Origin of the sequence: Streptomyces sp. NPDC004609 (assembly GCF_042873655.1) — a bacterium.
Taxonomy (GTDB): Bacteria; Actinomycetota; Actinomycetes; order Streptomycetales; family Streptomycetaceae; genus Streptomyces.
In genome coordinates this window covers 54,773-79,751 of record NZ_JBIALS010000006.1, presented here as the reverse complement: position 1 = coordinate 79,751, position 24,979 = coordinate 54,773, and the positions used below count along the sequence as shown (strand labels likewise).

Sequence of the window (24,979 nt, the reverse complement as noted above, 5' to 3'; positions counted from 1 at the left end):
CGAGTACGGCCGCGGTGTCCTCCCGGACATCGCGGCCGTCCGCGTGAGGCGGGCCCGTCCCGGCAGCGGATAATCGAGAACGACAGCGGAGGGCGACCTCCTGCGTGAGAGCGGCGGCGGGCGAGCCGCGAAGAGGGGCAGGCAGGGCCATGGTGCAGATCAAGACCCCGGAGCAGATCGCGAAGATGCGCGAGGCCGGGCTGGTCGTCGCCGCGATCCACGCGGCGACCCGCGCGGCCGCCGTACCCGGCGCCACCACGAAGGACCTCGACGAGGTCGCCCGCAAGGTGATCGCCGAGCATGGCGCCAAGTCGAACTTCCTCGGATACGGCGGGTTCCCCGCCACGATCTGCACCTCCGTGAACGATGTCGTCGTCCACGGCATCCCGGACGAGGCGACCGTCCTCACGGACGGTGACATCATCTCCGTCGACGCGGGCGCGGTCATCGACGGCTGGCACGGGGACGCGGCGTACACGGTCTTCGTCGGCGGGGGGCACGCTCCGGAGCTGGTCGAGCTGTCCCGGGTGACCGAGGAGTCCATGTGGGCCGGGATCGCCGCCATGAAGGCGGGCAACCGGCTGGTGGACGTCTCCCGCGCCATCGAGACGTACATCCGCCGCCAGCCGAAGCCCGGCGGCGGCCGGTACGGGATCATCGAGGAGTACGGCGGCCATGGCATCGGCACCGAGATGCACATGGAACCCCACCTGCTGAACTACGTCTCCCGCAAGCGCGGCAAGGGCCCCCGGCTGGTCCCCGGCTTCTGCCTCGCGATCGAGCCGATGGTCTCCCTCGGTACGCCGAAGACCAAGGTGCTGGAGGACGAGTGGACCGTCATCACCACCGACGGCACGTGGTCCTCGCACTGGGAGCACTCGGTCGCCCTCACCGAGGAGGGCCCGCTGGTCCTCACCTCGCCCGACTGCGGCCGGGCGAAGCTCGCCGAGCTCGGTGTCACGGCGGCCCCCGATCCGCTCGCGTAGCCCCGCGCGGGCGCGTGGGCGCGCCCGCCGGCCGGCCGATCCCGGGGGCCTCTCCGTATGTCCGGGGCGTAACGATCTTCCCGATGGGGCAGACTTGCTGGATTCGTCTTTTCGGATGGCCTGACGTAGACTGATGCGTCGGCTCTCGTGTACCCGTGTGTCCGTATTTAAGTGGCGCACAGTGACGAGAGTCGATCAAGGTAGCCGATTCGAAGGGCGAAGCGTGGCCAAGAAGCAAGGTGCCATCGAAATCGAGGGCACCGTGATCGAGTCCCTCCCGAACGCCATGTTCAAGGTGGAGCTTCAGAACGGTCACAAGGTCCTCGCGCACATCTCCGGCAAGATGCGGATGCACTACATCCGGATCCTCCCGGACGACAGGGTCGTCGTGGAGCTGTCTCCGTACGACCTGACGCGTGGCCGGATCGTCTACCGGTACAAGTAGATCTTGTCCACGCCCCCCGCGGTCCGCGGACGGGCGTTGGCACTGACCCGGAGAACCTCACATCCCATGAAGGTCAAGCCGAGCGTCAAGAAGATCTGCGACAAGTGCAAGGTGATCCGCCGCCACGGCCGGGTCATGGTCATCTGCGACAACCTGCGCCACAAGCAGCGCCAGGGCTGACGCACGCCGACCTGCACCTCGCAGTACTTCGCGCGACGCAAGCAACGCATACGTACATACGCAGAGCCCGCCCAGCCCGCAAGGGCCGGCGACACCTCCGGCGGGGGCCGGGGACCCGGACGTACCACCGCTTCCCGAGCGGTCGGCGGTCGGGAACGGTTCTGCTGAAGACCCCCGAACACACAGGAGCCATTGCATGGCACGCGTTTCCGGTGTCGACATCCCGCGCGAAAAGCGTGTGGAGATCGCACTCACCTACGTCTTCGGTATCGGGCGTACCCGGTCCAAGGAGATCCTCGCCTCGACCGGCGTGAACCCCGACACCCGCGTTCGTGACCTGGCCGAAGAGGACCTGGTCAAGATCCGCGAGTACGTGGACGCCAACCTCCGCACCGAGGGTGACCTCCGCCGCGAGATCCAGGCCGACATCCGCCGCAAGGTCGAGATCGGCTGCTACCAGGGTCTGCGGCACCGTCGCGGTCTGCCCGTCCACGGTCAGCGCACCAGCACGAACGCCCGTACCCGCAAGGGCCCGCGTCGCGCCATCGCCGGTAAGAAGAAGCCGGGCAAGAAGTAGTCCTCAGCGGACGCTGCGGGAATGCCGGGGGCGACCCCGGGCCCGCACAGCCAGCGGTCTTCGCTGTAGGACCGACCACCTCCCGTAGGAGATATAGATGCCCCCCAAGGGTCGTCAGGGCGCTGCCAAGAAGGTGCGCCGCAAGGAAAAGAAGAACGTCGCTCACGGCCACGCGCACATCAAGAGCACGTTCAACAACACCATCGTTTCGATCACCGACCCCTCCGGCAACGTGATCTCCTGGGCCTCCGCCGGCCACGTCGGCTTCAAGGGCTCGCGCAAGTCCACCCCCTTCGCCGCGCAGATGGCCGCCGAGTCGGCCGCGCGTCGCGCGCAGGAGCACGGCATGCGCAAGGTCGACGTCTTCGTCAAGGGTCCCGGCTCCGGCCGTGAGACCGCGATCCGCTCCCTCCAGGCCACGGGCCTTGAGGTCGGTTCGATCCAGGACGTCACCCCCACGCCGCACAACGGCTGCCGTCCGCCGAAGCGCCGTCGCGTCTGAGGCAGGGCTGGGCACGGGGCGGCTGACCTGCTGGGGGTGTGGGGGTTGTCCCCCACATGTCGCAGCACGGCTGCCGTCCGCCGAAGCGCCGTCGCGTCTGACGTTCGCTCGGCTCCACAGTATTCGGGCGGTGCGGCCCCATTCGGGACGTACCGCCCGTACCCTTGTAAGACATATGTCGGGCGTCAAATAGCGGGCGCCCCCGACTGAAGGATTCTTCGCATGCTGATCGCTCAGCGTCCCTCGCTGACCGAAGAGGTAGTCGACGAGTACCGCTCCCGGTTCGTCATCGAGCCGCTGGAGCCGGGCTTCGGCTACACCCTCGGCAACTCTCTCCGCCGTACCCTCCTGTCCTCGATCCCGGGTGCGGCGGTCACGTCCATCCGTATCGACGGCGTCCTGCACGAGTTCACCACCGTGCCGGGCGTCAAGGAGGACGTCACCGACCTGATCCTGAACATCAAGCAGCTGGTCGTCTCCTCGGAGCACGACGAGCCGGTCGTGATGTACCTGCGCAAGCAGGGCCCGGGCCTGGTCACCGCAGCCGACATCGCGCCCCCGGCCGGTGTCGAGGTGCACAACCCCGACCTCGTCCTCGCCACGCTCAACGGCAAGGGCAAGCTGGAGATGGAGCTGACCGTCGAGCGCGGTCGCGGCTACGTCTCCGCCGTGCAGAACAAGCAGCTGGGCCAGGAGATCGGCCGGATCCCGGTCGACTCCATCTACTCCCCGGTGCTCAAGGTCACGTACAAGGTCGAGGCGACCCGTGTCGAGCAGCGCACCGACTTCGACAAGCTGATCGTCGACGTCGAGACCAAGCAGGCGATGCGTCCCCGTGACGCCATGGCCTCCGCCGGAAAGACCCTGGTCGAGCTGTTCGGTCTCGCGCGCGAGCTGAACATCGACGCCGAGGGCATCGACATGGGCCCGTCCCCGACGGACGCCGCGCTGGCCGCGGATCTGGCGCTGCCGATCGAGGAGCTGGAGCTCACGGTCCGCTCCTACAACTGCCTCAAGCGCGAGGGCATCCACTCGGTGGGCGAGCTGGTGGCCCGCTCCGAGGCGGACCTGCTCGACATCCGCAACTTCGGTGCCAAGTCGATCGACGAGGTCAAGGCGAAGCTGGCCGGCATGGGCCTGGCCCTCAAGGACAGCCCGCCCGGATTCGACCCCACCGCCGCGGCGGACGCGTTCGGCGCGGACGACGACGCGGATGCGGGATTCGTGGAGACCGAGCAGTACTGAGGCGCCTCCGGCTGGGGTGGGCGGTGAGTTCGCCCCGGCCGGGCGCGAGGTTTTGTCCTCAAGCGCCGGACGGGCTGGGTTTCCCGGGCTTGGGCTGGGTTTCCCGGGCTTGGGCTGGGTTTCCCGGGCCCGGGCTGGGATTGGCCGCGGCGCGGACTCAATGACTTTCCCGGGGCAGCCGCTCCGGGGGAACTGACACCGGTACCTGGTACGGCCGGTGCAGCACACAAGGAGAAACACCATGCCGAAGCCCGCCAAGGGTGCCCGACTGGGCGGCAGCGCCGCGCACGAGCGGCTGCTTCTCGCGAACCTCGCGAAGTCGCTGTTCGAGCACGGCCGCATCACCACGACCGAGGCCAAGGCCCGCCGCCTGCGTCCGGTCGCCGAGCGCCTGATCACCAAGGCGAAGAAGGGCGACATCCACAACCGTCGCCTGGTCCTTCAGACGATCACGGACAAGGGCATCGTTCACACGCTCTTCACCGAGATCGCCCCGCGGTACGCCGAGCGTCCGGGTGGCTACACCCGTATCACCAAGATCGGCAACCGCCGTGGTGACAACGCCCGGATGGCCGTGATCGAGCTGGTCGAGGGCGAGATCGCCAAGAAGGCCACCGTCGCCGAGGCCGAGGCCGCCGCGAAGCGCGCGGTCAAGGAGGACGCCCTCAAGAAGGAGGCCGCGCCCGTCGAGGACGCGGCTCCCACCGAGGACGCCAAGCCGGCCGCCGAGGCCGCCGAGGAGTCCAAGAACGCCTGATCGCGTTCGCAAGGCTGGTGGACGGGCCCGCTCCCCTGGGGAGCGGGCCCGTTGTGCTGATAGGGATCGGTACATGAGTGATGACGTGGAGCCGGGCACGGTGAGGCTGCGGCTGGATCTGTCGTACGACGGGCGGGACTTCTCCGGCTGGGCCAAGCAGGCCGGCGGGCGGCGCACCGTCCAGGGGGAGATCGAGGACGCCCTGCGTACGGTGACGAGGTCGTCGCGGACGTATGAGCTGACCGTCGCCGGCCGCACCGACGCGGGCGTCCACGCGCGCGGCCAGGTGGCGCACGTCGATCTGCCGGGCGAGGTCTGGGCCGAGCACCGGGAGAAGCTGCTGAAGCGGCTCGCCGGGCGGCTGTCGCGCGATGTGCGGATCTGGCGGGTGGCACCGGCGCCCGACGGGTTCGACGCGCGTTTCTCGGCGATCTGGCGGCGCTACGCGTACCGCGTGAGCGACGACCCCGGTGGGGTCGACCCGCTGCTGCGGCGCCATGTCCTGTGGCACGACTGGCCGTTGGACGTCGACGCGATGAACGCGGCGGCCGGGCGTCTGGTGGGGGAGCACGACTTCGCCGCGTACTGCAAGAAGCGCGAGGGCGCCACGACCATCCGTACGCTCCAGCGGTTCTCGTGGGAGCGGGACGCGGCCGGGGTCATCACGGCGACCGTGCGGGCCGACGCCTTCTGCCACAACATGGTGCGCTCGCTCGTGGGCGCGCTGTTGTTCGTGGGGGACGGGCACCGCCCGGTGGAGTGGCCCGCGAAGGTGCTGGCCGCGGGGGTCCGGGACTCGGCCGTCCACGTCGTCCGGCCGCACGGGCTCACGCTGGAGGAAGTCGGTTATCCCGCGGACGAGTTGCTGGCGGCGCGGAATCTGGAGGCGCGCAACAAGCGGTCGCTGCCGGTGGCCGGGTCAGCCGGCGGGGGCGGTGGCTGCTGCTGACGCCTGGGCCTCGCCGCGGCGCACGATCTGACGGAAGGTGAACTCCGCGACGTCGTCGCCGATCTGGAACGCCTTGGTGTCGTTGGTGGTGACCGACGTGGCCGTGGTGTAGCCGGTGGCGGTGAAGTAGGCGTACCGGCCGTAGGAGTTGGCCGTGAAACGGCAGACCGGGCCGCCCTTGCAGAACGAGGGGACGCCCGCGCCGGTGAGCGGGGCGATGTTCCGGGACGTCCGCGCGGCCTTCTTCGCCTGGGGTTCGGTGCCGAAGAGCGCGACGCCGACGGTGACCGCGAGGCCGCCCTTGCTGTAGGTGGCGCGGAAGACCTGGTCGCAGCCGTTGCTCTCCAGGACCGTGGACAGCCGTCCCTGGGCCGCCGACGAGCAGGTGCCGGTACGGGAGGTCGCGCCCTTGGCGTAGACCCGGTCGCCCAGGGTGAGCGTCTTGCCGGGGAAGAGGGTGTCGACGCTCAGGGGCGCGGTGTCCTTCTTCTCGTCGGAGATGAAGTCCTTCGGGTTCGGCGGGGGCAGCGGCGCGACCGAGGAGAACGACGGCTCGGGCGCGCCGGAGCCGCTGGGCAGGGGGCCGGGCAGCTCGTTCGCCGCGTTCCGGGAGCCCTGGGGGTCGTCGTCGCTGTTGGAGTAGACGATCGCCGTCGCGACGATCCCCGCTATCGCGGCGGTCGCGAGCGCGCCGCCGCCCAGCATCAGCCAGCGCTTGCGGCGGGCGCGGGCGGCGGAGGCGTCCGCGAGGGCCGCCCAGTCGGGGGTGTCGCCCGACGGCCCGCCCGGCGGGCCGAAGGGATCCCAGCCGCCTCCGCCCTGACGGGAGCTGTACGGGTCCCGCCCGTACGGGTCATGGTTCTGGCCACCTCCGGACCCCCACTGAGGTCCCCCCTGCCCAAAGCTCATGCCGCGAATCCTAAACCTGTTGGGCCCGGGCGGCCCCGGCCGTCAGAATCGGAATATGGGACACCTCGAAGCCGCACATCTTGAGTACTACCTGCCGGACGGGCGGGTGCTGCTCGGCGATGTCTCGTTCCGGGTGGGCGAAGGCGCCGTGGTCGCCCTGGTGGGGGCCAACGGCGCGGGCAAGACCACGCTGCTGCGGCTGATCGCGGGGGAGTTGCGGCCGCACGGCGGCTCGGTGTCGTCCAGCGGCGGTCTCGGGGTCATGCGCCAGTTCATCGGCTCGGTGCGGGACGAGCGGACCGTACGGGACCTGCTGGTCTCGCTGGCCCCGGCCCGGGTGCGGGAGGCCGCCCGGGCCGTGGACGAGGCCGAGCATCTGATCATGACGGTGGACGACGAGGCCGCGCAGATGCGGTACGCGCAGGCGCTGAGTGACTGGGCGGAGGCGCGCGGTTACGAGGCGGAGACGCTCTGGGACATGTGCACCACGGCCGCGCTGGGTGTGCCGTACGAGAAGGCGCAGTGGCGCGGGCTGCAGACGCTGTCCGGGGGTGAGCAGAAGCGGCTGGCGCTGGAGGCGCTGCTGCGCGGCCCGGACGAGGTGCTGCTGCTCGACGAGCCGGACAACTTTCTGGACGTGCCCGGCAAGCGGTGGCTGGAGGAGCGGCTCAAGGAGACCCGTAAGACCGTGCTCTTCGTCTCCCACGACCGGGAGCTGCTCGCACGGGTGGCCGAGAAGATCGTCAGCGTGGAGCCGAGCCCGGCCGGGTCGGACGTCTGGGTGCACGGAGCCGGTTTCGGTACGTATCACGCGGCGCGCGCGGAGCGGTTCGAGCGCTTCGAGGAGCTGCGGCGGCGCTGGGACGAGAAGCGGGCCCAGCTCAAGCGGCTGGTGCTGGACATGCAGCAGTACGCGGCCCGCAGCGACGAGATGGCATCGCGCTATCAGGCCGCGAAGACCCGGCTGCGGAAGTTCGACGAGGCGGGGCCGCCCCCGGAGCCGCCCCGCAAGCAGGACATCCGGATGCGGCTGCGCGGCGGGCGTACCGGGGTGCGGGCGCTGACCTGCGAGAAGCTTGAGCTGACCGGTCTGATGAAACCGTTCGACCTGGAGGTCTTCTACGGCGAGCGGGTCGCCGTCCTCGGGTCCAACGGCTCCGGGAAGTCACACTTCCTCCGGCTGCTGGCGGGGGACGGGTCGGTCGCCGCGACCGGGTCCTGGAAGCTGGGCGCGCGGGTGGTTCCCGGGCACTTCGCGCAGACCCTCCCCCATAGCCCTCCGGGCATGGGAGGTGCCCCCACCCATAGTCCTCCGGGCGTGGAAGATCCCACCCATGGCCCTCCGGGCACAGGAGGTGCCCTCGCCCACCCCGAGCTGCTGGGCCGCACCCTCGTCGACATCCTGTGGACCGAGCACGCGAAGGACCGGGGCGGGGCGATGTCGGTGCTGCGCCGCTACGAGCTGGAGCGCCAGGGCGACCAGCGCTTCGACAGGCTGTCCGGCGGCCAGCAGGCGCGCTTCCAGATCCTGCTGCTGGAGCTCCGGGGCACCACGGCGCTGCTTCTGGACGAGCCCACGGACAACCTCGACCTGGAGTCCGCGGAGGCGCTCCAGGACGGCCTGGAAGCCTATGAGGGCACGGTTCTCGCGGTGACCCACGACCGCTGGTTCGCCCGCTCCTTCGACCGGTACCTCGTCTTCGGCTCGGACGGTGTCGTACGGGAGAGCGCGGAGCCGGTCTGGGACGAGCGGAGGGTGGTGCGGGCCCGTTAGGCCGTGTCGTCGGAGCCCCGGCCGCCCGCCGCGCCGTGGATCACCCGGGCGGACCGGCCGGAGCGCCCCGGGGGCGGACGGTGGCGGGTTTCGGACGGTCCCCCGGCCGGAGTGCCCGGGACCGGGTGGCGGCGGGTTCCGGACAGGGCCCGGACGGGATACGGGGCCGGGGAGGGCGCTGTCCCGGGCCTTTTTTGACCCGCCCGGCGCGGCCCGGGTAAGCTGCTGCTTCGTTATGCGTATTGGCTTGCTCTATCTCACGTGAGGGGCCCTTACGCCGGTCCACCGGGCCGATGACCAGCGGCAGGTGCACGGGTTGCGTCCCCGATGCACGGCCAGGGCTGTCGTGATCGTCCGGGTGGCCTTGTCAGGACCCGCTTCCCATGTCCGTACGGGCAGGGGGAGTCCCACTCACTGAAGAAGCGAAGGCTACGACCGTGCGTACGTACAGCCCCAAGCCCGGCGATGTGACGCGCCAGTGGCACATCATCGACGCGCAGGACATCGTCCTGGGCCGTCTGGCGACGACCGCCGCCACCCTTCTGAGGGGCAAGCACAAGCCGATCTACGCCCCTCACGTCGACGCTGGTGACTTCGTCATCATCATCAACGCGGAGAAGGTGCACCTGTCCGGCAACAAGCGGACCCAGAAGATGGCGTACCGCCACTCCGGCTACCCGGGTGGTCTGCGTTCCGTCCGCTACGACGAGCTGCTCGCCAAGAGCCCCGAGAAGGCCGTGGAGAAGGCCGTCAAGGGCATGCTCCCCAAGAACAGCCTGGGCCGTCAGATGCTCTCGAAGCTGAAGGTCTACGCGGGCGAGAACCACCCGCACGCTGCCCAGCAGCCGGTTCCGTTCGAGATCACCCAGGTCGCGCAGTAAGTCCGGCCACCCCCTAAGACGAAAAGAATCTGAGGAGCATCGTGGCCGAGACCACCACCGAGATCCCTGTCGAGGGCGAAGAGACCTACGCGGAGGTCACCACCTTCGAGTCGGAGACGCCCGTCGAGGGCGAGTACACCTCCGAGTCCCTCGCGTCCCGCTTCGGCGACCCCCAGCCGGCCGCCGGCCTGGGCCGCCGCAAGAACGCCATCGCCCGCGTCCGGATCGTTCCGGGCACCGGCAAGTGGAAGATCAACGGTCGCACCCTTGAGGACTACTTCCCCAACAAGGTGCACCAGCAGGAAGTCAACGAGCCCTTCAAGGTGCTGGAGCTCGACAACCGTTACGACGTCATCGCCCGTATCGCGGGTGGCGGCGTCTCCGGCCAGGCCGGCGCCCTGCGCCTCGGCGTGGCCCGCGCGCTGAACGAGGCGGACGTGGACAACAACCGCGGCCCGCTGAAGAAGGCCGGCTTCCTGAGCCGCGACGACCGTGCGGTCGAGCGCAAGAAGGCCGGTCTGAAGAAGGCCCGCAAGGCCCCGCAGTACAGCAAGCGCTAAATCGCCTGCGAGGTTCTGCTCTGTACGTACGCCCCGGCGGCACTGTTCCGTGCTGCCGGGGCGTACGTTTTTCCACAACAGGATTTGGTCGTGGACCGGGCATGAGCCATTCACGGGCTTGCATTTTCGGAGCATCACGGAACATTTTCGGAGGACGGTTGTGGGACGACTCTTCGGCACGGACGGCGTGCGCGGTGTCGCCAACGCGGATCTGACGGCGGAGCTGGCGCTCGGCCTCTCGGTCGCCGCGGCACATGTGCTCGCCGAGGCGGGGAGCTTTGAAGGGCATCGGCCGACCGCCGTGGTCGGGCGAGATCCGCGTGCGTCGGGAGAGTTCCTGGAGGCCGCCGTCGTGGCGGGTCTCGCAAGCGCGGGCGTGGACGTCCTGCGGGTGGGGGTGCTGCCCACCCCGGCGGTCGCGTATCTCACCGCCGAGCTGGGCGCCGACCTCGGAGTGATGCTCTCCGCGAGTCACAACGCCATGCCGGACAACGGCGTCAAGTTCCTGGCGCGCGGTGGGCACAAGCTCGCCGACGAGCTGGAGGAGCGGATCGAGGCGGTGTACGAGCAGCACCGCACCGGTGAGCCGTGGGCGCGGCCGACGGGGGCCGGGGTCGGCCGGGTGACGGACTACGACGAGGGCTTCGAGAAGTACGTCGCCCACCTCGTCGGTGTGCTGCCCCACCGGCTCGACGGGCTGAAGGTCGTCCTCGACGAGGCGCACGGCGCGGCGGCACGGGTGTCGCCGGAGGCGTTCACGCGGGCCGGGGCGGAGGTCGTCACGATCGGCGCCGAGCCGGACGGGCTCAACATCAACGCGGGGTGCGGGTCGACGCACCTGGAGCTGCTGAAGGCCGCGGTCGTCGAGCACGGCGCGGACTTCGGGATCGCCCACGACGGTGACGCGGACCGCTGTCTGGCCGTCGACGCGGCCGGCGAGGAGGTCGACGGCGACCAGATCCTCGCGGTGCTGGCGCTCGCGATGCGGGAGGCGGGCACGCTGCGGGGCAACACCGTCGTCGCGACCGTGATGTCCAACCTCGGCTTCAAGCTCGCCATGGAGCGGGCGGGGGTGGAACTGGTCCAGACGGCGGTCGGTGACCGCTACGTCCTGGAGTCGATGAAGGAGAACGGGTACGCGCTCGGCGGTGAGCAGTCCGGTCATGTGATCGTCCTCGACCACGCGACGACCGGTGACGGCACGCTGACCGGTCTGCTGCTGGCGTCGCGTGTCGCGGCCACCCGCAAGCCCCTGGCGGAGCTGGCGGCCGTGATGGAGCGGCTGCCGCAGGTTCTGATCAATGTCCCCGACGTCGACAAATCCCGGGTCCACACCTCGGCGGACCTCGCGAGCGCGGTGGCGGAGGCGGAGCGGGAGCTCGGTGCGACCGGCCGGGTGCTGCTGCGCCCCTCGGGCACGGAGCCCCTGGTACGGGTGATGGTGGAGGCCGCGGACATCGAGCAGGCGCGTGCGGTGGCGGAGCGGCTGGCCGACGCGGTGAAGTCGACCTTGGGCTGACGTTTTTCCCGGGGCGGCGTGGTCCCATGCGGCCCCGGCCCGGCCCGGGGAGCCGGTGAGCCCCGTACGACAGGTGTCGTACGGGGCTCGGCCGCATCCGGGGGCTCCGCCGCGGCGCGTTGTGCCGCAGTCGGTGACCGGGGACGGCGTCACGATCGACGGCCCTGTTCCGCCGTGTGCCCTGTGGACCGGTGGCGGTGGTGACGCGGCGTCCGGGTCACCAGGTGGAGACCGGCTCGGGTGGGGAAGTACTACGCCGTGATCGCGGAGAGCCCTAGGCGCGCGCCTCGGCGTTGGACCTGGACTTGTGGCGGGCCCAGAAGAGTTTCTGGGCCAGCAGGGTCAGCGTGCCCGCCACCACGATGCCGAGGAGGTTCAGGAGGAGCTGCTCGGTGGAGCCCCATGCCTGGCGGTACTCGGCGTACGAGAAGGCGACGGCCGCGTTCGCGGCGGCCGGGACCGTGGTGACGGAGATGGCGACGCCGACGAGCGCGCCGGACTTCGCCGAGGTCAGCGACAGGGTGCCCGCGATGCCCGCCAGCACCGCGACGACGAAGGAGAAGGCGTCCGGCTGGTAGATGAAGCTGGTGTTCGGGCGCGTGGCGTCCAGGGCCGCCTCGCTGAAGAGATCCAGCCAGGTCATGACCTGGCTGAACCAGACCGTGACCAGCATGGCGACCGCGAACCCCACGATCAGCGCCAGGAGCGAGCGCCAGGCGAGCCGGGGTGAGCGCCGTACCAGCGCGGTACTGAACCCGGCCAGCGGACCGAACTCGGGACCCACCGCCATCGCGCCCACGATCAGGATCGCGTTGTCGAGCACCACACCGCAGGCGGCGATCATCGTCGCGAGGGTCATGAACGCGATATAGGTCGCGGAGAGCTTCGACTCCTCGTGTGTGGCATCCGCCAGGTGTTCCCAGAGGACCGCGTCCGCGCCCTCGCCCGGCGCCTCCTCCTCGGCCTTGTCGGCCCGTCTGGACAGGGACAGATCGATGTCCTCGACGGCGATGGAGCCGCATTCGTCGATGCCCAGGCCCCGCAGTGCCCCGATCAGCTCGTCGCCCGCCTCCCGGGCCACATCACACATCACCAGATCGCCCCGCGGATTGCGGGCCGCCCCCGGAATGACGGCGACATGCGTGGCGCCCACGGTCCGTTCGATGAGAGCGACCGCTTCGGCGGTCCGGTCGGACGGAGTGATCAGACGCAGATGCAGCACGCGGCCGTCTCCTCGGAAGACGTCAGAGCTTGCGCAGCGACAGACGCTGGACCTTGTGGTCCGGTCCCTTGCGCACCACCAGCGTGGCACGGCCGCGCGTGGGAGCGACGTTCTCCGTCAGGTTGGGCTTGTTGACGGTGCGCCACATGGTCCGGGCGTAGTCCATGGCCTCCTCCTCGGAGACCTGGGTGTACTTACGGAAGTACGAGGAGGGGTCCTGGAACGCCGTCTCGCGCAGCTTGCGGAAGCGGTTGAGGTACCACTGCTCGATGTCCTCGGCCCGCGCGTCGACGTACACGGAGAAGTCGAAGTAGTCCGCGAGTCCCACGCGTGTCCGCCCGTCCTGGCCCGGCAGCGCGGGCTGGAGCACATTGAGGCCCTCGACGATGAGGATGTCGGGACGGCTGACGGTCAGGCGCTCGCCGGGGACGATGTCGTAGATCAGATGGGAGTAGACGGGGGCGGTGACCTCGTCCTTGCCCGCCTTGATGTCGGCGACGAAACGGGTCAGCGCACGGCGGTCGTACGACTCGGGGAAACCTTTCCGCGACATCAGCCCGCGCGCCTGGAGCTCCTTCATGGGGAGCAGGAACCCGTCCGTGGTCACCCGCTCCACGCGCGGGTGCTCCGGCCAGCGGGCCAGCAGGGCCTGGAGGAGGCGGGCGACGGTGGACTTGCCCACGGCCACCGACCCGGCGACCCCTATGACGAAGGGGGTGCCGCGCTGTGAGCCCTGGCCGCCGCCCGCGTCCCCGAGGAAGGTGTTGAGCGCGCCCCTCAGCTCGCCCGTGGCCCGGACGTACAGATTCAGCAGCCGGGAGAGCGGCAGATAGACCTCCCGTACCTCGTCGAGGTCGATGACGTCGCCGAGCCCCCGCAGCCGCTCGACCTCGTCGGCGGTGAGGGGCAGGGGTGTCTTGTCGCGCAGGGCGCTCCACTCCGCGCGGGTGAGGTCGACGTACGGCGTCGACGCGTGCTCGGCCCGGCGGTGGGCGCTTCGTGGCGGCGAAGTGATCACAGGGCCATTGTCGGCGTTCCCGGCCGATCGCGAAGGGTGTGCTAGGTCACGCCCGCCCCCGGACCCCCGCCTCCGGGGGATGCGCACCGGCCCGGACGCGAGCCTGGCCGGTGTGCCGCGGGCTCCGTCGTAGGCTGCCGACCATGTGCGGAATCGTGGGTTACGTCGGCGGGCAGTCGGCGCTGGATGTGGTCATCGCGGGCCTGAAGCGGCTGGAGTACCGGGGCTACGACTCGGCCGGGGTCGCCGTTCTCGCCGACGGCGGGCTCGCCGCCGCGAAGAAGGCGGGCAAGCTCGTCAATCTGGACAAGGAGCTGGCGTACCGGCCGCTGCCGAGCGGTGCCACCGGGATCGGGCACACCCGGTGGGCGACGCACGGCGGCCCGACCGACGCCAACGCGCACCCCCATCTGGACAACGCCGGGCGGGTCGCGGTCGTCCACAACGGAATCATCGAGAACTTCGCCGCCCTGCGCGCGGAGCTGACCGAGCGCGGCCACGATCTGGCGTCCGAGACGGACACCGAGGTGGTGGCGCATCTGCTCGCGGAGTCGTTCTCCTCCTGCGGGGACCTCGCCGAGGCGATGCGCCAGGTGTGCCGGCGGCTGGAGGGCGCCTTCACCCTGGTCGCGGTGCACGCGGACGAACCGGATGTGGTGGTCGGCGCGCGGCGGAACTCCCCGCTGGTGGTGGGCGTCGGAGAGGGTGAGTCCTTCCTCGCGTCGGACGTGGCCGCGTTCATCGCCCATACGCGCTCCGCGATCGAGCTTGGCCAGGACCAGGTCGTGGAGCTGCGGCGGGACGGGGTGACGGTGACCGGTTTCGACGGGGCTCCGGGGGAGGTGCGGTCGTACCACGTGGACTGGGACGCGTCGGCCGCCGAGAAGGGCGGCTACGACTACTTCATGCTCAAGGAGATCGCCGAGCAGCCCAAGGCCGTGGCCGATACGCTCCTCGGCCGGATCGACGCCGCCGGTTCGCTGATGCTCGACGAGGTCCGTATCCCGGCCTCCGTGCTCCGCGCGGCCGAGAAGGTCGTCATCGTCGCGTGCGGCACCGCGTTCCACGCCGGGCTGATCGCGAAGTACGCCATCGAGCACTGGACCCGGATCCCGTGCGAGGTGGAGCTGGCCAGTGAGTTCCGCTACCGGGACCCGATCCTGGACCAGCGGTCGCTGGTGATCGCGATCTCCCAGTCCGGCGAGACGATGGACACCCTGATGGCACTGCGGCACGCGCGCGAGCAGGGCGCCCGGGTGCTGGCCATCTGCAATACCAACGGCTCGACCATCCCGCGCGAGTCGGACGCCGTGCTCTACACCCACGCGGGCCCCGAGGTCGCCGTCGCGTCCACGAAGGCGTTTCTGACCCAGCTGGTCGCCTGCTATCTGGTCGCCCTCTATCTGGGCCAGGTCCGCGGTACCCAGTGGGGCGACGAGGTGCAGGCCGTCATCAGGGATCTGGCGAAGATCTCCGGCGAGGTCGACCGGGTGCTGGAGACGATGGAGCCGGTACGGGAGCTGGCGCGCTCGCTCGCGGGCAAGGACACGGTGCTGTTCCTCGGGCGGCACGTGGGCTACCCCGTGGCGCTGGAGGGCGCGCTGAAGCTGAAGGAACTGGCGTACATGCACGCGGAGGGCTTCGCGGCGGGCGAGCTGAAGCACGGGCCGATCGCGCTCATCGAGGAGGATCTGCCGGTGGTCGTCGTGGTGCCGTCGCCGCGCGGGCGCTCGGTGCTCCACGACAAGATCGTCTCCAATATCCAGGAGATCCGGGCACGCGGTGCGCGGACGATCGTGATCGCGGAGGAGGGCGACGAGGCGGTCGTGCCGTACGCGGACCATCTCATCCGTGTCCCGGCCACGCCCACGCTGCTCCAGCCGCTGGTGGCGACGGTGCCGCTCCAGGTCTTCGCCTGCGAACTGGCCACGGCCCGGGGCAACGAGGTCGACCAGCCGCGCAACCTCGCGAAGTCCGTGACGGTGGAATGATCGGCGGGGTGGGCCCCCGGAAGGCCGGGGGAAGGTGCCCGCGGCCGCGGGGGCCGGGGGAAACGGAGCAGAAGGAGTCGGTCGATGAGTGAGGCGGTCACCGTCGGATGATCATCGGGGTGGGGATCGACGTCGCCGAGATCGAACGGTTCGCGGTGTCCCTGCGGCGGACCCCGAGCCTGGCCCGGCGGCTCTTTCTGGACCGTGAGCTGCTGCTCCCCAGCGGTGAGCGCCGGGGTGACGCCTCTCTCGCGGCCCGGTTCGCCGCGAAGGAGGCCGTCGCCAAGGCACTCGGCGCGCCCGGCGGTCTGCTGTGGACGGATGCCGAGGTGTACGTGGAGGACAGCGGCCGGCCCCGGCTGCGCGTCCACGGCACCGTCGCGGCACGGGCCGTGGCGCTCGGGGTGCGGTCCTGGCACATCTCGCTGAGCCATGACGCGGGGGTCGCCTCGGCGGTGGTGATCGCGGAGGGGTGACCGGCGCGGGCGTGCCCCGGGTTCCTGCGCCCCTCCCGGCGGTGATGACGTCATGGCCGGGTCCCGCCCGGCGGTGATGACGTCACGCGGTCATGCGGGTCGGCCCGGCCCCTCGATCAGCGATCGAGGGGCCGGGCCGTCTCCGTTGCTCCGGCGAGGCGGCGTCCGGTGCCGGACGCTCTCACTCCGGTCTCTCGGGTCTCTCCGCTCTCACCCGGTGCCGGTGCCCGTGCCGGGGTGGGCGGCCGGTGTCCGGCGCGAGCTGCGGTCCATGTCCGGTGCGACCGCCCGCCGGTGCCACGGCCGGTGCCAGGGTCCGGTTACCGCGCCCCGACCCTGCGGCGCAGGACGAAGGCCGCCGCACCCAGCGCGGTGAGCGCCGCGGCCGTGATGCCGAGCGGGAGCAGCACGTTCGTCCCGGTGGAGGCGAGCTTGCCGTCGGACGAACCCCCGACGCTCCCGCCGCCGACGGACTGGGGGTCGTGGCCCCCGGCCGCCGAACCGCCCGCGCCGGAGCCGCCCGTATCGGAGCCGCCTGCGGCCGAACCGCCGGAATCGGACCCTCCGGCGGAGGAGCCGCCCGTGTCCGAGCCGCCCGCGCCGGACCCACCGCCGGTCTCGCCGCCCGGGGCGGTGACCGAGAGCATCACGGCCGCCGTGCGCAGGCTGCCGACCGGGTTGGAGAAGACGGCCCGGTACTGGTTGCCGTCCTGCTCCTCGGTCGCCTTGAAGGCGAGTGACGCCGTCGTGGCCCCGGCGACCGGCTGCCAGGACGTGCCGTCGTCGGTGCTGACCTCCCAGCTCGTGGTGGGCTCGGGCGTGCCCGTCGCCGTCGCCGTGAACCGCGCCTGCGCCCCGGCCGCGACCGACACCGGCTTCGGCGCCTTGGTCGCCTTCGGCGAGACCCGGCGCTGCGTCTGGACGATCTTGCCTTCGGCGAGGACGGTGTAGAGCGTGTGGGTCCGGGTGTCCAGCACCAGTTCCTCCGGCTGCCTGCCGGTCTCCAGCAGCTGGATGATCTCGTTCTTCGCCGGGTCCACCGCGGCGACCGTGAGATCGGTGGTCTGGGCCGCGTAGAGCGTGCGCGTTCCGGGGTCGTACGCCAGGGACTTCGGGCCGGCGCCCACACTCAGCGTGGCGGTGACCTTGTTCGCCTTCAGGTCCACCACGGAGACCGTGCCCGCCCCGATGTTGGCGACATAGCCCGTACGGGTGGTGGGGTCGACGGTCACGCCCATGCTGCCCAGCGGGCCGGTGCCGAGGCTGAGCGTGCCGACCAGTTCGCCGGTGGAACCGTCGATCGCGTTCAGCATGTTGTAGATGCTGGGCGGGGTGGTGGTCCGGTTGGGGCCGACATAGGTGGCGTAACCGATGTGCGCGGCGGTGTCGACGACGAGCCCGGACGGGTGCACCGGGAAGACGGCCGGCTCGCCGACGCGCTCCCACCGCCGGGTGTCGTACACCGATACCGACCTGGTCGCCTGGACGCCCACGAAGATCCGGCCGGTGCCCGGATCGGCGGCCAGCAGGCTGATGTTGCCGTCCGCCTTCACCCGGTTGTCGGTGACGGTCCCCTTCCTGGTGTCGTAGGTCGCGATCCGGTCGTCCATCGCGAGGTACAGGGTGTTCGCCGGCGCGTCGAGGGCCAGGGCCGAAGCGTGTCCGGGCAGGTCGACGGGGGCCCCGACGGGCTGTCCCGTCGCCGTGTCGTACACCGTCAACCGGTTCTTGGCGCCGCTGCTGCTGACGTAGAGCCGCCCGGCCGCGGGGTCCACGGCGGCGTCCTTCGCGGCGCCGTCCGCCGGCTGGATGGTGCGGACGGTCTGGTGGCGTACGGTCCCGGGCGGGACCTCGGGGTTCGGCTCCGCGCCGGTGCCGAAGGTGAACGGGACGATGACGTCCTGGTCCCGGTCGGAGATGTGCGTGTGGTCGGCGCGGGTGACGACGGCGCAGGCGACCTGCGAGCAGTCGGCGCTGCCGTCCTTGACCTTGATGGTCAGCTCCAGCGTGAAGCTGCCCTTGCCGTCGCTCCCGACGGTGAACTTCTTGGCCAGCCCCTCCCCGTACGGACTGTTGTTGATCCAGTACGAGGTCCCGGACGCGCCGGACATGTCGGCGCCCCCGAGGCAGGGGCTCGGCGCCTCGCCCTGCTCGGGGACGGCGCAGACGGCCAGGTAGATGCCCTTGGACACGTCATAGCCCGTGCCGGTCACGGTGACCTTCTGGCCGGCCGGGTCGATGTTCTCCGTTTCGGAGACGGTCAGTTTCTGCCCGGTGGGGCCGGTGGCCTCGCCGGGGGTGGCCGCCCGCGCCGTGCCCGGGGCGGTCAGGGCCGCCACGAGCAGGAGCAGCGCGGCGGCCGCGAACCCTCGTCTTCCCGCTGGTCTCTCGGTACGCGTGTTCATGGTCAGGAGAACGTCACCGGGACGTAGACGTCGTACTTGCGGTCATTGCTGTCCAGGTGGTCGGCGCGGGTGACGATCGCACAGGTCACGCCCCCCTGGCCGCAGGTGACGCCGGCGGAGAGCTGCGCCTTGACGTGGATCTGCACGGAGAAGGCGCCCCGGCCGCCCGACTCGGTGTACGGGGAGGAGCTGTTCGGGGCCAGCCACCACCAGTCGCTGTTGACCCAGTGGGACGCACCGGTGGTGCCCGCCTGGTCCTGGCCGCCGAGACAGGGGGTCGGCTTGGCCGTCCAGGTGGTGGGGTCGGTGACGTCGACGCCCGCGGGTATCGCGCACAGGCCGACGTAGACGCCCTGGTCGGGGTTGTAGCCGCTGCCGCTGACGGTGACGTTCTGACCGGCCGCGGCGGCGGTGCCCGGCGCGGTGAGGGACAGGTTGAACGTGGGGCCGTCGACCACCGTACGGCTGCCGGTGCCCGCGGAGGCGGACGAGGCGAGCCCCATGGTGAGGGCCGCGGCGCCGAGCAGGGCGACACCTGCGCGGGCGGCGGTGGCACGGGCGGTGGTGCGTCGTGGGCGCGTGGCGGTGCGAGCGGCAGAGCGCATGGGTGAGGACACCTTTCGCAGAACGGCCGCAGAGCGCGACCGAGTTAGGTAAGGCAAACCTAAGTTTGACTTGAGGCTCCGTCAACCCTGCCCGCACCCGGAAGGCACCGGGCAACTCCGACCTCTTCGGGCACATTTGGATCAGATGGGGCGCGGGCGCCGGTGCTGGGGCAGACTCGGGATCATGCGTACCGCTCACAGCGTGGACACCGTCAGAAGCGCCGAGACCGAGCTGATGGCACGCCTCCCGGAGGGCGCGCTGATGCAGCGGGCCGCCGCCGGACTCGCCGCCGCCTGCGCGGATCTGCTCGGCCGGGTGTACGGATCGAGGGTCGTCCTCCTCGTCGGCAGCGGGGACAACGGGGGCGACGCGCTCTACGCGGGTGCGCGGCTCGCCCGCCGGGGCGCGGGGGTCAGCGCCGTCCTGCTCGCCCCCGACCGTACGCATCCGGGCGGGCTCGCGGCCCTGACCGGCGCGGGCGGGCGCGTCGCCGACGACCCCTTCGAGACGCTGGCCGCCGCCGATCTGGTCCTCGACGGCATCACCGGCATCGGCGGCCGGGGCGGACTGAGGGCGGACGCGGTCCCCTTCGCCCGCGCCGCGCGCGGCTCGGACGCCGTGGTCGTCGCCGTCGATCTGCCGAGCGGTGTCGAGGCGGACAGCGGGGAGGTGCAGGGCGAGGCCCTGCGCGCGGACGCGACGGTCACCTTCGGCACGTACAAGCCGGGGCTGCTCATCGACCCCGCGCGCCAGTACGCGGGCACGGTCCGGCTGATCCCCATCGGCATCGAGGACCGGCTGCCGTCCGTGCCCGGAGTGGAGGCGCTCCAGCACGCGGACGTGGCCGCGCTGCTGCCGGAGCCGACGGCGGAGAGCGACAAGTACCGGCGCGGGGTCGTGGGCGTCGTCGCCGGGTCCGCCCGCTATCCGGGCGCGGCCGTCCTCGCGGTCGCGGGCGCCCTGCGCGGCGGCGCGGGCGCGGTCCGGTACGTCGGCCACGCGGCGGACGCCGTGATCGCCCGCTTCCCGGAGACCCTGGTCCACGCGGGACCGCCCGGGAAGGCGGGGCGGGTGCAGGCGTGGGTCATCGGCCCCGGCCTCGCCGACGACTTCGGCGCCGTACGGGAGGTGCTGGCCTCCGACGTCCCGGTGCTGGTCGACGCGGACGGGCTGCGCGGGCTGGACCCGGCGGCCGTCCGCGACCGGCGGGCGCCCACCCTGCTGACCCCGCACGCCGGAGAGGCCGCCGCCCTGCTCGGGGTCTCCCGCGACGAGGTCGAGTCGGCCCGCCTCGTCTCGGTGCGCAACCTGGCCGCGCACTACGGGGCGACGGTCCTGCTCAAGGGCTCCACCACGCTGGTGGCGGCCCCCGACACCCGCTCACCCGTGCGCGTGAACGCCATGGGCAGCTCCTGGCTCGCCACGGCGGGCAGCGGCGACGTCCTCTCCGGCCTCGCGGGCTCCCTCCTCGCCACGGGCCTCGCTCCCCGCGACGCCGGCTCCGCCGCGGCCTATCTCCACGGGCTCGCGGCCCGCCACGCGGCGGCCAGGGCCGTGCCGATCACGTCGTACGAGGTGGCGGAGGTGTTGGGCGAGGCATGGCGGGACGTACGCGACGCACGGGAGGTACGGGGAGCACGGGACGCACCGGGTGCGAGCGGGCGGGGCATACGGGACGCGCGGGCGTGAGCGACGCACGCGCGCGGCTGAGCGCGCGGGCTGGAGGCGGGGGCGCGTACGGACGCGCGGGGCTGAGGTTGCGACGGCGACGGACGTGATGATCGTGGGCGGCGCCAGCGCGGGACTTGATGTGGGGGCGCGCGGGCCGAGCCGCCCCGCCGTACCGCCCGTGCCCCGGGGCGGGGCGACCGGGTGCGGGCGTGCGGAGGGGCCCGCGGGGCTCCCCGGCAGAGCACCCGCGGGGTACGGGCCCGGCGGGCGGCGGCCCGGACACGTGCACCCGAATGGCCGGATCCCTCCGCCGTCCCGCCCGGGCCGGCGGACCGCCACCCCGGTGGGCCGATCCCGCCGTACGGCGGCCGAACCGGCCCGGCCGTGAGGAAGCGCACAGAACCGGGCTCGTTGAAAACGGGACCTGTTGCGCGGGCGCCGGCGGAGCCCTCTGAGAGACTGGGCGCGATGAATCGGACACCCGTCACACCCTTTCGAGCCCGTGCCGAGATCGACCTCGCCGCACTGCGCGCCAATGTGCGGGCGCTGGACGCCCGTACGCCCGGTGCCGCGGTGATGGCCGTGGTGAAGGCCGACGGTTACGGCCACGGCGCCGTGCCCTGCGCCCGTGCCGCCCTTCAGGCGGGGGCGACCTGGATCGGGACCGCCACCCCGCACGAGGCGCTCGCGCTGCGCGAGGCCGGTATCGACGCGCCGCTGCTGTGCTGGCTCTGGACGCCCGGCGGCCCCTGGCGCGAGGGCATCGAGGCGGGACTCGACATGTCGGTCAGCGGGATGTGGGCGCTCTCCGAGGTCATCGCCGCCGCCCGCGAGGCCGGCCGCGGCCCCGCCCGTATCCAGCTCAAGGCCGACACCGGCCTCGGCCGCAACGGCTGCCAGCCCGCCGACTGGCCGGAACTCGTCGCCGCCGCGCTCGCCGCCGAGGCCGAGGGCACGGTGAAGGTCACCGGACTGTGGTCGCACTTCGCCTGCGCCGACGAACCGGGGCACCCCTCGATTCCCCTCCAGCTCGACGCGTTCCGCGAGATGCTCGCGTACGCCGAGAAGGCGGGCCTCGACCCCGAGGTGCGCCATATGGCCAACTCCCCGGCGGCGCTCACCCTCCCCGAGACCCACTTCGATCTCGTACGGACCGGGATCGCGGTCTACGGCATCTCACCGGCACCCGAACTGGGCACCCACGCCGAGCTGGGCCTGCGGCCCGTCATGACGCTCGCCGCGTCCGTCGCCCTGGTCAAGAACGTTCCCGCCGGTCACGGCGTCAGCTACGGCCACCACTACATCACCCCCGACGAGACCGTCCTGGGCCTGATCCCCATCGGTTACGCGGACGGCGTCCCGCGCCACGCCTCCGGCCGGGGCCCGGTCCTCGTCGGCGGCGAGCGGTGCACGGTCGCCGGGCGGGTCGCGATGGACCAGTTCGTCGTCGATCTCGGCGGGCGGAAAGTCCAGGAGGGCGCCGAGGCGGTGCTGTTCGGACCGGGCGACCGGGGCGAACCGAGCGCCGAGGACTGGGCGGAGGCGGCGGGCACCATCGCGTACGAGATCGTCACCCGGATCGGCAAGCGGGTCCCGCGCGTCTATCTGAACGAGAAGCCGTGAACGGGAAGCTGTGAGCGGAAAGGCGCGGCGGAAGCCCTGAGGGGGAAGGCCCTGGCGGGGAAGGCCCTGAGCGGGTTGCCCTGAAGGGAAACGCCGAGCGGGAACACCGAGCGGGAACACCGGGGGGAAACCCTGAGCGGGAGACTCTCCGTGGGAAGGGTTGAACCGGAGGGCCGGGGCGAGAGCACCCGGGCCACCCGGCCGGGCGGAGGGACCCGGTGAACGAGAGGGCGGCGGGAGCCGCGAGGCTGCAAGGACTGCACGAGCGAGGAGCGGCACGGTGAGCGAGACCAGCACGGGGGACGCCGTAGCGGCGGCGGCGACCGCCGCCTCGGCCGCCACGAACGGCAACTGGCGCCGCGCGGGCCTCGCCGGCGCCGCGATAGGCGTGATCGCCGCGGGCGCGGCGGCGGGCGTCGCGGTCGAGCGCCTCACCGTCGGCCGCGGTATGCGCAAGAGGGCCCGGCTCGCGCTCGACGCCTCGGGGCCGTACGGCTCGCTGCGCGGCACCCCGGGCAAGGCGCTCGCCGACGACGGCACCCAGCTCTACTACGAGGTCGACGAGACCGACCCCGACATCAGCGGACCACGCAAGCGCAGGCTCTTCGGACGCCGGACCCCCACCCCCGTCACCGTCGTCTTCAGCCACGGCTACTGCCTCAACCAGGACTCCTGGCACTTCCAGCGCGCCGCCCTGCGCGGACTGGTCCGTACCGTGCACTGGGACCAGCGCAGCCACGGCCGCTCGGACCGGGGCGCCTCCCAGTCCGGGCCCGACCGGGTGCCCGTCTCCATCGACCAGCTGGGCCGCGATCTGATGGCCGTCATCGACGCGGCGGCCCCCGAGGGCCCGCTGGTGCTGGTGGGCCACTCCATGGGCGGGATGACCGTCATGGCGCTGGCGGAGCAGTTCCCCGAGGTCGTACGGGAACGGATCGTCGGGATCGCCTTCGTCGGCACGTCGAGCGGCCGGCTCGGCGAGGTGAACTACGGCCTTCCGGTCGCGGGTGTCAACGTCGTGCGCCGGGTGCTCCCCGGGGTGCTGCGCGCCCTCGGCTCCCAGGCCGAGCTGGTCGAGCGGGGCCGCCGCGCCACCGCCGATCTGTTCGCGGGCCTGATCAAGCGGTACTCGTTCTCGTCGCGGGACGTGGACCCCGCGGTCGCCCGGTTCGCCGAGCGGATGATCGAGTCCACGCCGATCGACGTCGTCGCGGAGTTCTACCCGGCCTTCGACGAACACGACAAGGCGGGCGCGCTCCTCGTCTTCCAGGAGGTCCCCGTGCTCGTCCTGGCCGGTGACAGGGACCTGGTCACTCCGAGCTCGCACAGCGAGGCCATCGCCGATCTGCTCCCCGACTCGGAGCTGGTGATCGTGCCGGACGGCGGGCATCTGGTGATGCTGGAGCACTCGGAAGTCGTCACGGACCGGCTGGCCGACCTGCTCGCCCGGGTCGGGGCCGTACCGGCAGCGGCTAACGTTGGCCCGTATGGAAGCACCGCACAGCCCGGCGGCTGAGACCGCCGTCTCCCACCGCGCCGTCGAGTCCGCCGAAGAGATGCGGGAGCTGGGACGACGGCTCGCGAAGCTGCTGCGCCCCGGCGATCTGGTGATGCTCACCGGCGAACTGGGCGCGGGCAAGACGACCCTGACCCGCGGGCTCGGCGAGGGCCTCGGGGTGCGGGGCGCGGTCACCTCGCCGACCTTCGTCATCGCCCGCGTCCATCCGTCGCTGACCGGCGGGCCCGCCCTGGTGCACGTGGACGCCTACCGGCTCGGCGGAGGGCTCGACGAGATGGAGGACCTCGATCTCGACGTCTCGCTGCCGGACTCGGTCGTGGTCGTGGAGTGGGGCGACGGGAAGGTCGAGGACCTGTCGGACGACCGGCTGCACGTGGTGATCCACCGGATCACCGGTCGCGCCGGCGAAGCCCTCGGGGACGGCACGGCCGACGGGGCCCCGGGAGACGACGGGCCGGGCGCCGACCGGCGCGAGGTGACCCTGTCGGGGTACGGCGGCCGGTGGGCGGACGTGGATCTCTCCGGGGTGTAGAACCCCGTCCGATGCGCCGGGCCGGGCGGAGTGGCGCACGGCCGGGTGGGGGCTCCGGCGATGGCGTACGGGACTGGCGGCTCCGGTGACGGGATCGGCGTACGGCTCCGGCGGGGGTCGCGCGTCCCCGGGTGGGGCCACGGGAGGCGCCCGGGCGTCTGAGGGACGGGCGGGCAGTTCGGCCCCGCACCGCGCTCCCGCCCCGTTGGTGGGTTGCCGACAGCCGAACCATGGATTTTCCGACACGGCGTCGGGAAAATGTTGCGCGGGCCGTGCCCTGCGTGGTCACATGGTACGGAAGCTTGGTTAGGTCTGCCTCACCACTCTGCCCCCGCGACCCAGGAGGCATCCATGCCGGCGTCCGAGCGCGAGTCCGAGCAGCGGCAGCAGTCACGGCGGCAGCCGTGGCGGTCCCCGGCGGAGGCGGCCGGGCCGAAGATCCCGCCGCTGTCACCGTCGATGGGGGAGCTGCTGGCGTCCTGCGCCGCGGCGAGTGCCGTCTCGACCCCGCCGCGCGAGCCCCGTGAGGACGTGCTCCCGGCGCTCCCGGAGGAAGACACGCGCGACGCCGCGTAGCCCCGGGGACCCGGCGGGGCACGCCCGCGGGTCATCCGTACGGGTCATCGCCGCGT

At 71.8% G+C, this 24,979-nt stretch carries 24 protein-coding genes; 19 read left to right on the top strand and 5 right to left on the bottom strand.

Annotated features, from left to right (window positions below):
• Nucleotides 1–149 precede the first annotated feature (149 nt).
• The 8 genes from map (at nt 150) to truA (ending at nt 5,641) form a co-directional block, all read left to right on the top strand.
• Nucleotides 150–986, top strand: coding sequence for a type I methionyl aminopeptidase (map, locus tag ACFYT4_RS07935; protein WP_389266410.1), 837 nt, complete (start codon nt 150–152; stop codon nt 984–986).
• 223 nt (nt 987–1,209) lie between these two features.
• A complete protein-coding gene (infA, locus tag ACFYT4_RS07930; protein ID WP_003956442.1) occupies nt 1,210–1,431 on the top strand; it encodes a translation initiation factor IF-1 in 222 nt (73 codons plus the stop codon).
• Between the two features lie 66 nt (nt 1,432–1,497).
• On the top strand, nt 1,498–1,611 hold the full coding sequence (gene rpmJ / locus ACFYT4_RS07925) for a 50S ribosomal protein L36 (protein ID WP_003956441.1): 114 nt from the start codon (nt 1,498–1,500) through the stop codon (nt 1,609–1,611).
• A 196-nt stretch (nt 1,612–1,807) separates the two neighbouring features.
• Complete coding sequence (gene rpsM, locus ACFYT4_RS07920; protein WP_389266408.1) at nt 1,808–2,188, top strand: 30S ribosomal protein S13; 381 nt, start codon at nt 1,808–1,810, stop codon at nt 2,186–2,188.
• A 97-nt stretch (nt 2,189–2,285) separates the two neighbouring features.
• A complete protein-coding gene (rpsK, locus tag ACFYT4_RS07915) occupies nt 2,286–2,690 on the top strand; it encodes a 30S ribosomal protein S11 (RefSeq protein WP_003956432.1) in 405 nt (134 codons plus the stop codon).
• Between the two features lie 222 nt (nt 2,691–2,912).
• On the top strand, nt 2,913–3,935 hold the full coding sequence (locus tag ACFYT4_RS07910; protein WP_010473911.1) for a DNA-directed RNA polymerase subunit alpha: 1,023 nt from the start codon (nt 2,913–2,915) through the stop codon (nt 3,933–3,935).
• A gap of 241 nt (nt 3,936–4,176) precedes the next feature.
• Nucleotides 4,177–4,692, top strand: a complete 516-nt coding sequence (gene rplQ / locus ACFYT4_RS07905) for a 50S ribosomal protein L17 (protein ID WP_389266405.1) — start codon at nt 4,177–4,179, stop codon at nt 4,690–4,692.
• A 73-nt stretch (nt 4,693–4,765) separates the two neighbouring features.
• Nucleotides 4,766–5,641: a tRNA pseudouridine(38-40) synthase TruA gene (gene truA, locus ACFYT4_RS07900; protein ID WP_389266403.1), complete on the top strand. Its 876-nt coding sequence runs from the start codon at nt 4,766–4,768 to the stop codon at nt 5,639–5,641.
• On the opposite strand, the gene ACFYT4_RS07895 is transcribed toward truA, so the two are convergent.
• Nucleotides 5,612–6,550, bottom strand: a complete 939-nt coding sequence (locus ACFYT4_RS07895) for a hypothetical protein (protein ID WP_389266401.1) — start codon at nt 6,548–6,550, stop codon at nt 5,612–5,614. The two genes, truA and ACFYT4_RS07895, sit on opposite strands and share 30 nt — an antisense overlap.
• 55 nt (nt 6,551–6,605) lie before the next feature.
• Here ACFYT4_RS07895 and ACFYT4_RS07890 point away from each other — a divergent pair, with 55 nt between their 5' ends.
• The 4 genes from ACFYT4_RS07890 (at nt 6,606) to glmM (ending at nt 11,284) form a co-directional block, all read left to right on the top strand.
• Nucleotides 6,606–8,324 (top strand): ATP-binding cassette domain-containing protein, encoded by a 1,719-nt coding sequence (locus ACFYT4_RS07890; protein WP_389266399.1) that lies wholly within the window; start codon nt 6,606–6,608, stop codon nt 8,322–8,324.
• A gap of 437 nt (nt 8,325–8,761) precedes the next feature.
• Complete coding sequence (gene rplM, locus ACFYT4_RS07885; protein WP_389266397.1) at nt 8,762–9,205, top strand: 50S ribosomal protein L13; 444 nt, start codon at nt 8,762–8,764, stop codon at nt 9,203–9,205.
• Between the two features lie 41 nt (nt 9,206–9,246).
• Nucleotides 9,247–9,765 carry a 30S ribosomal protein S9 gene (gene rpsI, locus ACFYT4_RS07880; RefSeq protein WP_389266395.1) on the top strand — a complete coding sequence of 173 codons (519 nt, stop codon included), beginning with the start codon at nt 9,247–9,249 and terminating at the stop codon, nt 9,763–9,765.
• 160 nt (nt 9,766–9,925) lie between these two features.
• Nucleotides 9,926–11,284: a phosphoglucosamine mutase gene (gene glmM, locus ACFYT4_RS07875; RefSeq protein ID WP_389266393.1), complete on the top strand. Its 1,359-nt coding sequence runs from the start codon at nt 9,926–9,928 to the stop codon at nt 11,282–11,284.
• 274 nt (nt 11,285–11,558) lie between these two features.
• Here the strand turns inward: glmM and ACFYT4_RS07870 are convergent, their stop codons facing one another.
• Nucleotides 11,559–12,506, bottom strand: coding sequence for a DUF389 domain-containing protein (locus ACFYT4_RS07870; RefSeq protein WP_389266391.1), 948 nt, complete (start codon nt 12,504–12,506; stop codon nt 11,559–11,561).
• A gap of 22 nt (nt 12,507–12,528) precedes the next feature.
• Nucleotides 12,529–13,524 carry a type I pantothenate kinase gene (coaA, locus tag ACFYT4_RS07865; protein WP_389266390.1) on the bottom strand — a complete coding sequence of 332 codons (996 nt, stop codon included), beginning with the start codon at nt 13,522–13,524 and terminating at the stop codon, nt 12,529–12,531.
• Nucleotides 13,525–13,667: 143 nt separating this feature from the next.
• On the opposite strand from coaA, the gene glmS reads away from it, so the two are divergent.
• On the top strand, nt 13,668–15,515 hold the full coding sequence (glmS, locus tag ACFYT4_RS07860) for a glutamine--fructose-6-phosphate transaminase (isomerizing) (protein WP_389266388.1): 1,848 nt from the start codon (nt 13,668–13,670) through the stop codon (nt 15,513–15,515).
• A 107-nt stretch (nt 15,516–15,622) separates the two neighbouring features.
• Nucleotides 15,623–15,991, top strand: coding sequence for a holo-ACP synthase (locus ACFYT4_RS07855; protein WP_389266386.1), 369 nt, complete (start codon nt 15,623–15,625; stop codon nt 15,989–15,991).
• A gap of 320 nt (nt 15,992–16,311) precedes the next feature.
• Here the strand turns inward: ACFYT4_RS07855 and ACFYT4_RS07850 are convergent, their stop codons facing one another.
• Nucleotides 16,312–18,396, bottom strand: coding sequence for an endoglucanase (locus tag ACFYT4_RS07850; RefSeq protein WP_389266384.1), 2,085 nt, complete (start codon nt 18,394–18,396; stop codon nt 16,312–16,314).
• Between the two features lie 2 nt (nt 18,397–18,398).
• A complete protein-coding gene (locus ACFYT4_RS07845) occupies nt 18,399–19,001 on the bottom strand; it encodes a hypothetical protein (RefSeq protein WP_389266382.1) in 603 nt (200 codons plus the stop codon).
• A gap of 184 nt (nt 19,002–19,185) precedes the next feature.
• On the opposite strand from ACFYT4_RS07845, the gene ACFYT4_RS07840 reads away from it, so the two are divergent.
• From ACFYT4_RS07840 to ACFYT4_RS07820, 5 genes are all read left to right on the top strand, one after another.
• The gene (locus ACFYT4_RS07840) at nt 19,186–20,691 is read left to right on the top strand and encodes an NAD(P)H-hydrate dehydratase (RefSeq protein ID WP_389266380.1); all 1,506 of its coding nucleotides are present in this window, start codon (nt 19,186–19,188) and stop codon (nt 20,689–20,691) included.
• Between the two features lie 450 nt (nt 20,692–21,141).
• On the top strand, nt 21,142–22,296 hold the full coding sequence (gene alr, locus ACFYT4_RS07835) for an alanine racemase (RefSeq protein WP_389266378.1): 1,155 nt from the start codon (nt 21,142–21,144) through the stop codon (nt 22,294–22,296).
• A gap of 280 nt (nt 22,297–22,576) precedes the next feature.
• On the top strand, nt 22,577–23,812 hold the full coding sequence (locus tag ACFYT4_RS07830) for an alpha/beta fold hydrolase (RefSeq protein ID WP_389266376.1): 1,236 nt from the start codon (nt 22,577–22,579) through the stop codon (nt 23,810–23,812).
• A complete protein-coding gene (gene tsaE / locus ACFYT4_RS07825; RefSeq protein ID WP_389266374.1) occupies nt 23,784–24,347 on the top strand; it encodes a tRNA (adenosine(37)-N6)-threonylcarbamoyltransferase complex ATPase subunit type 1 TsaE in 564 nt (187 codons plus the stop codon). Before ACFYT4_RS07830 ends, tsaE begins: the two co-directional genes overlap by 29 nt.
• 351 nt (nt 24,348–24,698) lie before the next feature.
• Nucleotides 24,699–24,923 carry a hypothetical protein gene (locus ACFYT4_RS07820; RefSeq protein WP_389266373.1) on the top strand — a complete coding sequence of 75 codons (225 nt, stop codon included), beginning with the start codon at nt 24,699–24,701 and terminating at the stop codon, nt 24,921–24,923.
• The last annotated feature ends 56 nt before the right edge of the window (nt 24,924–24,979 follow it).

Coding starts and splice junctions, on each gene's coding strand:
- map (WP_389266410.1), top strand. CDS start 150: ATGGTGCAGATCAAGACCCCGGAGCAGATCGCGAAGATGCGCGAGGCC.
- rpmJ (WP_003956441.1), top strand. CDS start 1,498: ATGAAGGTCAAGCCGAGCGTCAAGAAGATCTGCGACAAGTGCAAGGTG.
- rpsM (WP_389266408.1), top strand. CDS start 1,808: ATGGCACGCGTTTCCGGTGTCGACATCCCGCGCGAAAAGCGTGTGGAG.
- rpsK (WP_003956432.1), top strand. CDS start 2,286: ATGCCCCCCAAGGGTCGTCAGGGCGCTGCCAAGAAGGTGCGCCGCAAG.
- ACFYT4_RS07910 (WP_010473911.1), top strand. CDS start 2,913: ATGCTGATCGCTCAGCGTCCCTCGCTGACCGAAGAGGTAGTCGACGAG.
- rplQ (WP_389266405.1), top strand. CDS start 4,177: ATGCCGAAGCCCGCCAAGGGTGCCCGACTGGGCGGCAGCGCCGCGCAC.
- truA (WP_389266403.1), top strand. CDS start 4,766: ATGAGTGATGACGTGGAGCCGGGCACGGTGAGGCTGCGGCTGGATCTG.
- ACFYT4_RS07895 (WP_389266401.1), bottom strand. CDS start 6,550: ATGAGCTTTGGGCAGGGGGGACCTCAGTGGGGGTCCGGAGGTGGCCAG.
- ACFYT4_RS07890 (WP_389266399.1), top strand. CDS start 6,606: ATGGGACACCTCGAAGCCGCACATCTTGAGTACTACCTGCCGGACGGG.
- glmS (WP_389266388.1), top strand. CDS start 13,668: ATGTGCGGAATCGTGGGTTACGTCGGCGGGCAGTCGGCGCTGGATGTG.
- ACFYT4_RS07855 (WP_389266386.1), top strand. CDS start 15,623: ATGATCATCGGGGTGGGGATCGACGTCGCCGAGATCGAACGGTTCGCG.
- ACFYT4_RS07850 (WP_389266384.1), bottom strand. CDS start 18,396: ATGAACACGCGTACCGAGAGACCAGCGGGAAGACGAGGGTTCGCGGCC.
- ACFYT4_RS07845 (WP_389266382.1), bottom strand. CDS start 19,001: ATGCGCTCTGCCGCTCGCACCGCCACGCGCCCACGACGCACCACCGCC.
- ACFYT4_RS07840 (WP_389266380.1), top strand. CDS start 19,186: ATGCGTACCGCTCACAGCGTGGACACCGTCAGAAGCGCCGAGACCGAG.
- alr (WP_389266378.1), top strand. CDS start 21,142: ATGAATCGGACACCCGTCACACCCTTTCGAGCCCGTGCCGAGATCGAC.
- tsaE (WP_389266374.1), top strand. CDS start 23,784: ATGGAAGCACCGCACAGCCCGGCGGCTGAGACCGCCGTCTCCCACCGC.
- ACFYT4_RS07820 (WP_389266373.1), top strand. CDS start 24,699: ATGCCGGCGTCCGAGCGCGAGTCCGAGCAGCGGCAGCAGTCACGGCGG.